The following is a 12,605-nucleotide window of genomic DNA, read 5'->3' as shown; positions in this document are numbered from 1 at the left end:
AGTTGCCGGACGGCGATAACAAGGAAAGCGGACGGCATCCACGCCGTCCGCTTTTGAATTGATCAGGCCCCGTAATCCGCGTCGGATACATGTTCCAGCCACGTCACTGGCGATCCGTCAACGGACTCCGCGATGGCGATATGGGTCATGGCTGTCCGGTCGGTCGCACCATGCCAATGCTTTTCGCCTGGCTCGAACCACACGATGTCGCCCGGACGAATTTCTTCTTTCGGGCCACCCTCGCGCTGCACCCAGCCAAGGCCGGACGTCACGATCAGCGTCTGTCCAAGCGGATGGGTGTGCCAGGCCGTGCGCGCACCGGGTTCGAACGTAACGGTCGCGCCGCCGGTTCGCGCAGGCTCACTCGTGCTGAACGGTGCGTCAATCCGCACATGTCCGGTGAAATAATCCGACGGGCCTTTCGCGGAATCTGCCGACCCGCCTTTCGTGATCTTCATCGCTTCTCTCCTTCGTCCGACACTGCCCGGACGATAGGCCTGCACCGGCCTGGTGAAAACAGCCGAATATCACTAGGCGATATGAGGCGGATCAATCAATTGAACCGACATTGCCCCTTCACGCCCGACCAACTACTGTCGCCAGTGGAAGAGCAACATCCCCGGTGGGGTGCCCGGACTTCAAATCCGGCGAGAGGCGCGCGGCGTCTTTGGTGGGTTCGACTCCCTCCTCTTCCGCCACGACTCCAAAGCTGCGAATAATCCAGCAAAGGCCGGCGCTATCTTCTGTGTCGAAGGGAACTTCCCGGCATCGCTACGCATCGTGTCTTGCGAAACATCGCGTGCAGCGAGGTTTACCCCGGCAACCTCGCTTCCGCTCAGGGCTGAACCATTGCGGCGTTCCATTCGGCCAGCAGCCCGTCGCGGCGCAACTGGTCGCTGTAAACCAGAAGCCCTGCATCAAGGCGGATCGGGCGCATATATACGGACGGGCGCGGCCCGGTTCCGGGGATCATCGCGACACCTGCACTTGCGGCAATGATCCGTTGCGCCTCGGGTGTCAGCATGAACGAAATCATATCCGTCGCAAGTTTCGGGTCCGGCGCGTTCACGGGAACGAGCGCGGAGCGCAGGATCGCGAAGGTATAATCCTCCAGCACCAGTCGGATCAGGTCGGGATCGTCGGGCGCGTAGCGTGCGGCATAGCTGGCCACGACATTATAGGCGATGGTGATACGCCCTGCCCTGAGATCATCGATCATCTCACCGGAACAGCAGTAAAGCTGTCCGTTCAGCCGCCCCATCACCTCTGCCAGACGCCAGAAACCCTCGGACTGGCCGCTATCCTGCGAGATGAGGAAATAGCCGACGCCAGAGCGTTGCGGGTCATATGTCGCGATACGCCCGTCGAACAGCGCGGGGTTTTCGCGCAGCATTGCGATCAGGTCGCGCCGGGTCCGCGGCGGGGGGAGATCGCCGAGGCCCCGGCGCGATGCGAGCGTCAGGACAGGCTCCAGCCCGATACCGAAAAGCTGATCGCGCCAGCGCGCCCAGTCCGGCAGGCCGCCAGGATCGGGCGAGATGGAGGCGGCATAGCCATCATTCGCAAGCTTCATCTGCAGGTCCATCGCCGAGGACATCACCAGGTCGATCTCGGCCTGTTCGTCATGGATCGCACGATACACCTCGATGCTGGATGCCTGCATATATCGGATGCGTATGTCGGGATTGGCGCTTGCAAAGGCCTCGAGCACCGGGGCAATCGCGGGCACATCGGTCGTGGACAGGATCGTCAGCTCGCGCCCGTCCGGGTCGCCGAAGATACGCTCCTGCTCGACCTCGAATGCCGGGGCGGAAAGCCCCGTCGAAAGGATCAGGCCAATGGCAAGTAGAAGATCGCGCATGCGCCTTTCTCCGCCCGTGATTGCAGGATGAAGCTGCCGCCATGGGCTGTGGCGGCTTCTTCCACGATGGTCAGCCCCAGACCCGATCCGACGACATCGCCGACATTGCTGCCGCGCCTGAACCGACCGCTCAGCCTGTCATCGCCGGGGGCGAGGCCGCGCCCCTCGTCTTCGACAAGAAGCGCCGCGCGTCCATCGCTCTGGCGCAGCGTGACCGTGATGCGGCCCTCGTCATGAGAGTATTTCAGCGCATTGTCGAGAATATTGCGGATTGCCACCTCCAGCATCCGCTCGTCGCCCTGAATCGGGCACGGCAGATCCAGCCCCGAAGAAACGATCTCGATCTCGCGCATCTCGGCAATCGGATCGACGGCGCGCAGCACGCAGGCCGTCAACTGCCCAAGATCGAGCGATGCCGGTTCGAACTGTTCGCTTCGGTAAAGAACGGTCGCATGATCGAGTATCTGGCTGGCCGAGCGGCTGCTTTCGTTAATGGCACGCAGCATCCTGCGAAGGCGGGCGCGGGTCTCTTCCTCGTCGGTTTCTGAAAGCGCGATTTCGGCTTCCACGCGCACCAGCGAAAGCGGCGTGCGAATACGGTGCGCCGCCTCGAAAATGAAGGTTTCGGTCAGTTGCAGCGTTGAATGCAGACGCGAGATGAAGCCATTCAGCGCCGCGACAAGCGGCACCAGTTCGCGCGGTGCCGGGTGACGGACCGGGCGCAGATCGCGAGGGCCGCGCCGCGTCACCGCACCTGCAAGCAGATCCACAGGCCCGATTACGGCGCGCGCCGCCCAAAGTGCCATCGGAACCGCCAGCAGCAGAAAGCCGATGCCGACCCAGGCGGCACTGCGCGCCGTTTCGCGCGCAATCGCGGCCTGTCCGTTACGGGTCTGACCAAGCACCACCGTGACTTCCTGAAGCGAGTCGTCCAGCAGCACGCGGCGCGTCACGGCGGCAAGGCGAAGCTGGCTGTCGTGATAGGGCGCGTCATAAAATACCGGCGACAGATCGCCCGGCGCGACCGGCGGCTGCGGCAGGTTCTCGTAACCCGAAACGAGACGCGGCCCGATCGCGAGGCTGTAGAAAATGCGCTCGCTGCCCATCGCACCAAGCATCGAGAATGCGGCATAGGGCAGATCGACCGACAGCCCTTCTTCGACCGGGCGGATTCCGTCACCGATGGCAATCACAGCAGCGCCCAGAACCGCGTCCTGACTGGCCCGTGACGCACGTTCGGCTGCAAGTCTGACGGCAAAGAACAGCACCACCACAAGCAGCACGGAAAGCGTGGCGAACTGCCAGACCAGACGGCGGCGCAGCGAGAAACCCGCCGGCCGCGCCGTAATCGGCCGTCTCATTCCGGGATCAGCCGATAACCGACGCCGCGCAATGTCTCCAGCTTCGCGCCCGACCCTTCAAGCTTGCGGCGAAGCCTGCCGACGTAAACCTCGATCGCGTTATCGCTGACCTCTTCGTCGAACGAGAACAGGCGGTCGATCAGGTGAGATTTCGAATAGGTCTGGCCGGGGCGCGACAGGAATATTTCCAGCAGGCGCAGCTCTCGCGCGCGAAGTTCGCGGATCTCATCGCCCACCGTCACGGTCGCGGCCAGACCGTCGAAGGTAAAGCCCGCGAAGCGCTGCCGGCTGTCGGCAGCGCCTGCATGACGACGCAGAACGGCGCGACAACGGGCCTGAAGCTCGGCGAAATCGAAGGGTTTGGTAATGTAATCGTCCGCCCCCTGATCCAGCGTGCTGATCCTGTCGCTGAGCGATGCGCTTGCCGTCATCATGATGACGGGTGTGTCGCGGCGGGCCTGCCTTTCCTTCGCCAGAAAATCGCGGCCGTCACCGTCTGGCAGTGAAATATCCAGCAATATCAGATCGTAGGGCGCCGCATCCAGATATCCGCTTGCCTCTGACAGGGTCGCTGCGCGGTCGACGCCATGCCCGTCAAGGCCCAGCCGTGACGCAACGGCCGCGGCCAGTTCGTCGCTATCTTCGACCAGCAGGAATCTCATCCGTGCAACTTTTCAACAATCCGTGACAGGTTCATGTCAGCTTTCCATCAAATTTTGTGCATCGCAAGTCCGCGCGCTTCTTGTGCGGACCCGATGGGAGGATACCATGAATAACTGGAGCCGCGCGGCCATTGCCGCGCTGATGATGACGGCCGCAGCACCCGCGATGGCAGAAGAATGCATCGCCCCCGCAAATCCGGGCGGCGGCTGGGACTTCACCTGCCGCCAGATCGGCCGCATCATGACGGAACTGAAGCTGGTGCCGAACATGGTGCAGGTCACCAACGTGACCGGCGCAGGCGGCGGCGTCGCCTATTCGCAGATCGTCGCGGATCGCAATGATGACCCGACGGTCTTCGTCGCGGCATCCTCGGCCACCACGACCCGCCTGGCTGAAAACGCCTTTGCCGGCGCCACCGCCGATCAGGTCCGCTGGGTCGGCTCGATCGCCGGCGATCCGGGCGTGATCGTCGTCGGCAAGGACAGTGAATTCCAAAGCCTGACCGATCTGGTCGATGCCGTGAAGGCGGACCCGTCAAAGGTCGCATTTGCCGGCGGCTCTGCCGTCGGGGGCTTTGACCACCTCAAGGTGCTGATGATGCTGGACAAGGCCGGCTTCAGCGATGCGCGCGCGGTCAAGTATATCGGTCTTGACGGCGGTGCTGACGCGATCACGCAGACTGTCGGCGGCTTTGCGCAGGCGATGACCGGCGACCTTTCCGAGATCACCGGCTTCATCAAATCCGGCGATGTCCGCCCGCTGGCCGTTCTGGCTGACGAGCGCATTGCGGGGTTCGAGGATGTGCCGACCGCAAAGGAACAGGGCATCGACATCACCGCGATGAACTGGCGTGGCATCTACGTTCCGAAAGGCATCAGCGACGAAGATTACAACAAGTGGGTGGACTGGCTGAAGCAGGTCGGCGACAGCGAGCAGTGGAAGCAGGAAATGGCCGCCAACGGCCTTGCCCCCTATAACGTCTACGGCGCCGATTTCGAGAAATTCGTTGCCGAGAACGTTGCCGAAATCCAGGGCATCGCCAAAGAGATCGGGTTGCTGCAATGATCCGTGGCGACCGCATCTTCGGAGCGGTCATGATCGTCATCGCGCTGGGGTATATCCTCAGCGCGCATGGCATCCAGACCAGCTTCATGTCAGATCCTGTCGGGCCGCGCCTGTTCCCCTACATGATCGCCACCGTGATGATCGTCAGCGCGTTGGTGATGGTCCTGCGCCCCGATCCCGAAGCGGAATGGCCCGCCGGACCGATGGTCCTGCAACTCGGCCTCGCGCTTGTTGTGCTGATTGCATATGCCTACGCGATCACGCCGCTTGGCTTCATCATCCCCACCGCAATCGCATCGGGCATCCTCAGCTGGCAGATCGGCGGCAACCCCATGCGTTCCGCGATCACGGGTGTCGGGCTCGGCATCGGGCTGTGGGTGATGTTCCGCCTGATCCTCGGGTTGAGCCTGCGCGGTTTTCCCGTTGGCTGGGGGTTCTAGATCATGGAAATGCTTTCAAATCTCGCGATGGGCTTCGGCATCGCGTTCACGCCTTTTACGCTTTTGCTCGCGGTGATCGGTGCTTTCGTCGGAACGATCATCGGCGCCCTGCCCGGTCTTGGCCCGTCGAATGGCGTGGCACTGCTTATTCCGATTTCCTTTTCAATGGGTCTTGATGCGATTTCCGCGCTCGTCCTGCTGACCTCGGTCTATTACGGGGCCATGTATGGTGGCCGGATTTCGTCGATTCTGCTGAACATTCCGGGCGATGAGCCTGCGATGATGACGACGCTGGACGGCTATCCCATGGCGCGCCAGGGCCTCGCGGGCGAGGCGCTTGTCGTGTCGGGTGTGGCATCCTTCGCGGGCTCTTTCCTTGCCACAATCGGGCTGATGATCTTTGCACCTTACCTTGCGGGCGTTGCCTACAAGTTCGGCCCGGCAGAATATTTCGCGCTCTACATGCTGGCCTTCTGCACGCTTGGCGGAATGGGATCGAACAACCAGGCCAAGGCCGCGATGTCGGCGGCCATAGGTCTGGCGCTGGCGATGGTCGGGCTGGACAAGTCGACCGGGATGCCGCGGTTCACCTTTGGCGAACTGCATCTGCAGGACGGTATCGACTTTCTCGTCGCGATTGTCGGCCTGTTCGCCGTTGCCGAGGTGTTCTTCTTCATCGAGACGCATGGCAAGGACAGTGCCATCGGTGTGAAACTGGGCAAGCTGACGATCCCCTGGAAGATGCTGAAGCGCACTTTCGGGGCGATGATGCGCGGCACGGGCATCGGCTTCGTCGCAGGCGTCCTGCCGGGCGCGGGTGCCTCGCTTGGCTCCTTCCTGGCCTATATGGCCGAGAAATCGGTCGCGCGTGACAAGGACAGCTTCGGCAAGGGAAACCCGAAAGGCGTCGCCGCACCCGAGGCAGGGAACAATGCCGCCGCAGGTGGCGCGCTTGTCCCGATGCTGACGCTTGGCGTTCCGGGATCGGGCACGACCGCTGTGCTGCTGGCCCTGTTGCTGACGCTGAACATCACGCCGGGTCCGCTGCTGTTCAGCGAACGCCCCGAGATCGTCTGGTCGCTGATCGCCTCGCTTCTGATCGCGAACGTCGTGCTGCTGCTGATGAACGTGCCGATGGTGAAGGTCTTCGTGCATATCCTGTCGGTGCCGGCATGGGTTCTTCTGCCGGGCGTGACCATGATCGCCTTTGTCGGCATCTACTCGTTGACAGGTTCCAGCTTCGACATGCTGATGATGGTCGGCTTCGGTGTCCTTGGCTATGTGATGCGCAAGCTGGACATGCCGACGGTTCCAGTGATCCTTGGCATCCTGCTGGGCAATGCGATGGAGGATAACCTGCGGCGCGCGATGGTGCTGTCGAACGGGGACTGGACCTATCTTTTCTCGACCCCCATCGCGATTGGTCTGTGGATCGCTGCGATCCTTGGTTTCGTTGCACCGATCTTCCTGCGCCGGCTGCTGAAAAAGCCGCCACTGCCGGAAACCGATCCGTCACTGAACGAGGACTGAGGGCGGAACGCCCGCCCCGAAGGCCCCGCCCCGCGCGGGGCCTTGTTCCGTTCCCTATCCCAAGCCGCTTGTCCGCCCCGGCGGGATGCACGAGCGTGCCGTAACGGCAACGCGCCACGGGCATGCGACTGCGACGCGGCATTTTCTGTGCGTCTTTGATCGTTCGGACACTATGATTCATGCCGGGACAGAAAATTATCTGCGGTTATTTCTCAGTAAGACGCGTTTCAAGACCGGCTACGCCACAAATTGGACATGAGGGTGTCATGGCTGACAAAAATTTCGACAGAGTATTGGATTCAAAAGAGGTTCTCGCGCTCGCATTTGGCGCGATGATCGGTTGGGGCTGGGTCGTTCTGGCGGGCGACTGGGTCAATTCGGCAGGCTCGCTCGGTGCGATGGCGGCCTTCGCGATCGGGGGCTTCGCGGTCGTCCTGATCGGGCTGACCTATGCCGAACTCGCCGCCGCCATGCCCCTGACCGGCGGCGAACATGTCTATAGCCACCGGGCTTTCGGAATGACGGGTTCGTTCATATGCACCTGGGCGATCATCCTCGGCTATATTTCGGTCGTCGCCTTCGAGGCCGTCGCCTTGCCAACGGTGATCGAGGAACTTTTCCCCGGCTACAAGCGTGGCCTGATGTGGAGCGTCGCCGGCTGGGACGTCTATTTCACCTGGGCCGCCGTTGGCGTTGCGGGGGCGGTTGTGATGACATGGGTGAACATCACCGGGATCAAGTCATCGGCGCTGCTGCAAAAGGTCGTTACGCTGTTGATCCTTGTCGTCGGAATCATGCTCGTCACCGGCTCGTTTTTCAGCGGTGAGAGCGCACATATGGAGCCGCTTTTCGCCGACGGCTACAAAGGCATCCTCGCCGTGCTGATCATGACCCCGTTCATGTTCGTGGGCTTCGACGTGATCCCGCAGGCGGCGGAAGAGATCAACCTGCCCTACAAGCAGATCGGGCGCATTCTGATTATCTCGGTGCTGATGGCGGTGGCGTGGTATATGGGGATCGTCCTTGCGGTTTCGCTGGCGCTTTCGGCCGAGGAATCTTCGGCTGCAAACCTTCCGACGGTCGATGCGATGAGCGCGGCTTTCGGGTCGCCTTGGGCGGGCAAGCTGCTGATCCTTGCCGGAATTGGCGGCATCATCACAAGCTGGAACGCTTTCCTGATCGGCGGCAGCCGGGCAATCTATGCCATGGCCCACGCCAAAATGCTGCCGCCGTTTCTTGCCAAGCTGCATCCCAGATACAAGACCCCGGTGAACGCGATCCTCATGGTCGGCGCGCTGTCCATCATCGCGCCTCTGTTCGGCCGGCAGGCCCTTGTCTGGCTGGTCGATGCGGGCGGGCTTGGCATCGTCGTTGCATATGCGGCGGTCGCGGGCGCATTCCTCGTGCTGCGTCACCGAGAGCCTGACATGCCGCGCCCGTTTCGTGTTGCGAACGGCAGCCTTGTCGGCTGGGGGGCGCTGATCCTCGCGCTTGGCATCATCGTTCTTTACATGCCCGGCAGCCCCGCCGCGCTCGTCTGGCCCTATGAATGGGCCATCGTCGGTGGCTGGTCGATCCTTGGCCTGTGTTTCTATCTGTGGAGCAGAATTCGCCACCCCGGTGCCTCGGACGCGATGATCGCAGCGGAAATCGCGACCGGGCATACCGACACCGCAGAGATGCCGGCCGAATAGGAACAGCCGCCACCCGCGATGCGGCGGCATCCGTCTCGCTGCTGCCGCTTCAGCCGGTGCCGCGCGGATTCTGCATGGCGGCCTCGAACAGCGCGCGGGTATTCTCGCGCGTCATCTCGATGGGGTTGCCGCCGCAGGACGGGTCTTCCAGCGCCATGGCGGTCAGATCGTCAAGACGGCTGTCCTCGACCCCCATGGCGGTCAGGTTTTGCGGGATGTCCAGAAGCGTGCGCAGTTCCAGCACGCGGGCATAGAAGCCGTCAAAGCCGCCCTTGATGCCAAGGTAATCCGCCGCGCGGGCGATGTGGTCTTCAATTGCGGGGCGGTTGAAATCCAGCACCATCGGCATGACCACGGCATTCGTCGTGCCATGATGCGTGCCGTAAACCGCGCCGACCGGATGGCTGAGGCTGTGGATCGCGCCCAGGCCCTTCTGGAAGGCGACGGCCCCCATGGCCGCCGCGCTCATCATATTGGCGCGGGCTTCAAGATCGGTCGGTTCGGCATAGGCGCGGGGCAGGTTCTCGTTCACGAGCCGCAGCCCTTCCAGCGCGATGCCTTGGCTCATCGGGTGGTAGAATGGGCTGCTGTAAGCCTCCAGACAATGGGCGAAGGCGTCCATGCCGGTGCCTGCAGTAATGGCGCGGGGCATGCCGACGGTCAGTTCGGGGTCGCAGATGGTGACGGTGGGCAGCAGTTTCGGGTGGAAGATGATCTTCTTCTTATGCGTCGCGCTGTTGGTCAGCACGCCTGCGCGCCCGACCTCTGACCCGGTGCCTGCGGTCGTCGGCACTGCGATGATGGGCGCGATGGTGTCGGGATTGGCGCGGGTCCACCAGTCGCCGATATCTTCCAGATCCCAGACGCTGACAGGTTGGTCGATCATCAGCGCGATCATCTTGCCCAGATCCAGCGCAGAGCCGCCGCCAAAGCAGATCACCCCGTCATGGCCACCGTCGCGATAGGCGGTCAGGCCGGCTTCCATATTGCCTTCGTTGGGGTTCGGATCGACCTCGGCAAACATCGCCCGGCCAAGGCCCGCCGCGTCCAGCATTTCCAGAACCTGCGCGGTGATCGGCAGGGTTGCAAGTGCGCGGTCGGTGACCAGCAGCGGCTTCCTGATGCCCGCCGCGCGGCATTGTTCGGGCAGTTCGGCAATGCGGCCCGCGCCGAATTTGATGGCGGTCGGATAGGACCAGTTGGCGCGCAGGCTCATTGTGTCACCTTTTTCAGATGGAAGGATTTGGGCCGCGTGACGGCGTGAAACCCAAGCGAGGACAGGCTGGCGCCCCGGCCCGTATCCTTGACGCCGGTCCAGCAAAGGGCCGGGTCCAGATAATCGCAGCGGTTCATGAAGACGGTGCCGGTCTCAAGCTGGTTGCCGATTTCCGCCGCGCGGTCGGGATCGGCCGTCCAGATGGATGCCGTCAACCCGTAGTCGCTGTCATTCATCAGCGCGATGGCTTCTGCGTCGTCCTTGACTGGCATGATACCGACGACCGGACCGAAGCTTTCCTCGCGCATCACCCGCATATCGTGGGTCACATCGACCAGCACCTGCGGGGCCAGATATGCGCCGCCGTCATCCGCCGGAAATTCGCCCGCGTCGATCAGTGGGCGGGCGCCTGCCGCCACGGCCTCGGCCACCTGATCGCGGACGACCTTGGCGAAACGGGTATTTGCCATCGGTCCCATGGTGGTTGCCGGGTCGGTCGGATCGCCCAGTTTCAGGGTGCGCGCCCAATCGGCGGCCTTGGCAACGAAATCGTCATACAGGCTTTCATGGACATAGATCCGTTCGATCCCGCAGCAGCACTGGCCGGAATTGAACATCGCCCCGTCCATCAGCCCGTTCACCGCCGCATCCAGATCGGCATCCTCGGCGACATAGCCGGGGTCTTTGCCGCCCAGTTCCAGCCCGGTTCCGGTAAAGCCACCCGCGGCTGCGCGTTCAATGGCGCGACCGCCGCCGACCGATCCGGTGAAGTTCACAAAGCCGAAGTTGCGTTCGGCAATCAGCGCCTCGGTCGTCGCATGATCCAGCACGACATTCTGGAACACATCGGCGGGGACGCCCGCCTTGTGCATGGCCTCTGCCAGCCGTTCGCCCGCCAGAAGGGTCTGGCTGGCATGTTTCAGGATGACAGCGTTCCCTGCAATCAGCGCAGGTACAATCGTGTTGATCGCCGTCAGGAATGGATAGTTCCAAGGCGCGATCACGAAGACGACGCCCACCGGGACGCGCCGCAACTCGCGGCGGAAATCGCCGCTGTCTTCGACCACATCGGGGGCGAGCACATCGGCGGCGGTGCGCGCCAGATAGTCGGTGCGTTCGCGCACGCCGCCCATTTCGCCGCCGTAGCGGACGGGGCGGCCCATCATCCGGGCGAGTTCGGGCACGATGTCGTCGTTCATCGCGATCAGCGCGTCGATGCCTGCCACGACCAGCTTGATGCGTTCGTCCAGGGGCCGTGCGGCCCATTCCGGCTGCGCGGCCTTGGCGCGGGCCACGGCATCGCGCGCGGCATCCGGCGACAGCACGTCGCGGGTGACATAGACCTTGCCATCGACCGGCGAGACCAGTTGGATTTGTCCTGACATCTTGATGTTCCCTAAGACCGTTCGAACCCGCGCATCACCTCCCAATCGGTGACAACGCGATTCTGCTCTTCTATCTCCCAAAGTGCTGCGCGGTGATAGTGTTCAACCACATCCGCACCGAAGGCAGCTTTCAGCATGTCCGATTCCATTGCCGCCTGCGCCGCCCCGCCAAGCGTGCGCGGGATTTCCGGCGCGTCCTTCGACTGGTACAGATCGCCCGCGAAGGCGGGGCCAAGGGTCATGCCCTTTTCGATCCCGTCCAGACCCGCCGCCAGCAGCGCCGCGCAGGCCATATAGGGGTTCAGATCGGCACCGCCGATCCGGCATTCGATGCGGACGCCCTTGGTGTTTTCGCCGCACAGACGGAAACCGGCGGTGCGGTTATCCACGCTCCACACCGTGCGGGTAGGGGCGAAGGTGCCTGCGACGAAGCGTTTGTAGCTGTTGATGTTAGGCGCAAGGAAAAGGGTGATTGCAGACGCATGTGCCAATTGCCCCGCGACATAGGATTTCATCACATCCGACATGCCCAGATCGTCGGCCTCATCGACAAAGACGTTCTGGCCGTCCTTCGCCAGCGATTGATGGACATGGGACGAACTGCCGACCTTGTCGTGGTTGTATTTCGCCATGAAGGTCGCCGACCGCCCGGCAGCCCGCGCAATATCCTTCGTCGCCGCCTTGATAAGAATATGCATATCGGCTGCATCCAGAGCATCCGAATACCGCGCGTTGATTTCGTGTTGGCCCCGTTCGGCTTCGCCCTTGCTGCATTCGACGGGGACGCCGGCGGCATAAAGCCCGTTGCGCAGGGCGCGCATCACCACCTCATCCCCCGAGGTTTCGGTCAGCGCATAATCCACGTTGAACCGGGCCGAGGGCGTCATGCCCTGATAACCCTGATCGAACAGGTCCTTGAAGCTTTCCTCGAACATGAAGAACTCAAGCTCGGTCGCCATCATCGGTTCGAACCCCATCTCGCGGGCGCGGGCGACCTGACGCGCCAGCACATTGCGGGGCGCGTGGGGGACGGGTTCATGGCTGTGATGGTCCAGCAGATCGGCCATGCAAAGTGCCGTGCCGGGCGCCCATGGCAGGCGGCGCAGCGTGGACAGATCAGGGCGCATGACGTAATCGCCATAGCCCTTTTCCCAACTGCTGGCCTGATAGCCGGGGACGGTGAACATCTCGTAATCCGTCGCCAACAGATAGTTGCAGCAATGGGTTTCGTCATGCGCATCAAGGAAGTGCTGGACGTGGAAGCGCTTGCCCATCATGCGGCCCTGCATGTCGATCAGGGCGACGGCCACGGTGTCGATCTCGCCCGCATCCCATGCGGCTTTCAGGGCGTCGAGCGTCAGGTTTGCGGGCATCTTGTTCTCCGGTCAGG

Annotated in this window: 11 protein-coding genes and 1 tRNA gene; 5 read left to right on the top strand and 7 right to left on the bottom strand. The window is 62.7% G+C overall.

Annotated features, from left to right (window positions below; translation table 11 throughout):
• Positions 1-62: 62 nt before the first annotated feature.
• Positions 63-458: a (R)-mandelonitrile lyase gene (locus FQV27_RS01375; protein WP_147096022.1), complete on the bottom strand. Its 396-nt coding sequence runs from the start codon at positions 456-458 to the stop codon at positions 63-65.
• Positions 459-604: 146 nt separating this feature from the next.
• On the opposite strand from FQV27_RS01375, the gene FQV27_RS01370 reads away from it, so the two are divergent.
• Positions 605-698 (top strand) — tRNA-Sec (locus FQV27_RS01370).
• A 137-nt stretch (positions 699-835) separates the two neighbouring features.
• Here FQV27_RS01370 and FQV27_RS01365 read toward each other — a convergent pair.
• The 3 genes from FQV27_RS01365 to FQV27_RS01355 are packed head-to-tail and all read right to left on the bottom strand — an operon-like array spanning position 836 to position 3,884.
• A complete protein-coding gene (locus FQV27_RS01365) occupies positions 836-1,861 on the bottom strand; it encodes an ABC transporter substrate-binding protein (RefSeq protein WP_147096020.1) in 1,026 nt (341 codons plus the stop codon).
• On the bottom strand, positions 1,831-3,222 hold the full coding sequence (locus FQV27_RS01360; protein ID WP_147096018.1) for a sensor histidine kinase: 1,392 nt from the start codon (positions 3,220-3,222) through the stop codon (positions 1,831-1,833). The genes FQV27_RS01365 and FQV27_RS01360 overlap by 31 nt, the downstream gene beginning before the upstream one ends.
• On the bottom strand, positions 3,219-3,884 hold the full coding sequence (locus FQV27_RS01355; protein WP_147096016.1) for a response regulator transcription factor: 666 nt from the start codon (positions 3,882-3,884) through the stop codon (positions 3,219-3,221). Before FQV27_RS01355 ends, FQV27_RS01360 begins: the two co-directional genes overlap by 4 nt.
• Positions 3,885-3,990: 106 nt before the next feature.
• Here FQV27_RS01355 and FQV27_RS01350 point away from each other — a divergent pair, with 106 nt between their 5' ends.
• The 4 genes from FQV27_RS01350 (at position 3,991) to FQV27_RS01335 (ending at position 8,614) form a co-directional block, all read left to right on the top strand.
• Positions 3,991-4,950 carry a Bug family tripartite tricarboxylate transporter substrate binding protein gene (locus tag FQV27_RS01350; RefSeq protein WP_147096014.1) on the top strand — a complete coding sequence of 320 codons (960 nt, stop codon included), beginning with the start codon at positions 3,991-3,993 and terminating at the stop codon, positions 4,948-4,950.
• On the top strand, positions 4,947-5,390 hold the full coding sequence (locus FQV27_RS01345) for a tripartite tricarboxylate transporter TctB family protein (protein WP_222611649.1): 444 nt from the start codon (positions 4,947-4,949) through the stop codon (positions 5,388-5,390). Before FQV27_RS01350 ends, FQV27_RS01345 begins: the two co-directional genes overlap by 4 nt.
• A 3-nt stretch (positions 5,391-5,393) precedes the next feature.
• The gene (locus FQV27_RS01340; RefSeq protein ID WP_147096012.1) at positions 5,394-6,920 is read left to right on the top strand and encodes a tripartite tricarboxylate transporter permease; all 1,527 of its coding nucleotides are present in this window, start codon (positions 5,394-5,396) and stop codon (positions 6,918-6,920) included.
• A 266-nt stretch (positions 6,921-7,186) separates the two neighbouring features.
• Positions 7,187-8,614: an APC family permease gene (locus tag FQV27_RS01335; protein ID WP_147096010.1), complete on the top strand. Its 1,428-nt coding sequence runs from the start codon at positions 7,187-7,189 to the stop codon at positions 8,612-8,614.
• Positions 8,615-8,663: 49 nt separating this feature from the next.
• Here FQV27_RS01335 and FQV27_RS01330 read toward each other — a convergent pair whose 3' ends face one another.
• The 3 genes from FQV27_RS01330 to FQV27_RS01320 are packed head-to-tail and all read right to left on the bottom strand — an operon-like array spanning position 8,664 to position 12,588.
• Positions 8,664-9,830: an iron-containing alcohol dehydrogenase gene (locus FQV27_RS01330; protein ID WP_147096008.1), complete on the bottom strand. Its 1,167-nt coding sequence runs from the start codon at positions 9,828-9,830 to the stop codon at positions 8,664-8,666.
• Complete coding sequence (locus FQV27_RS01325) at positions 9,827-11,215, bottom strand: aldehyde dehydrogenase family protein (RefSeq protein ID WP_147096005.1); 1,389 nt, start codon at positions 11,213-11,215, stop codon at positions 9,827-9,829. The genes FQV27_RS01330 and FQV27_RS01325 overlap by 4 nt, the downstream gene beginning before the upstream one ends.
• A gap of 11 nt (positions 11,216-11,226) precedes the next feature.
• The gene (locus FQV27_RS01320) at positions 11,227-12,588 is read right to left on the bottom strand and encodes a glutamine synthetase family protein (protein WP_147096004.1); all 1,362 of its coding nucleotides are present in this window, start codon (positions 12,586-12,588) and stop codon (positions 11,227-11,229) included.
• Positions 12,589-12,605: the final 17 nt, after the last annotated feature.

It is taken from the genome of Paracoccus aurantiacus (assembly GCF_007993065.1).
Taxonomy (GTDB): domain Bacteria; phylum Pseudomonadota; class Alphaproteobacteria; order Rhodobacterales; family Rhodobacteraceae; genus Paracoccus; species Paracoccus aurantiacus.
Note: the sequence above shows the minus strand (reverse complement) of the source record. Positions and strands in the feature narration are given on the sequence as shown.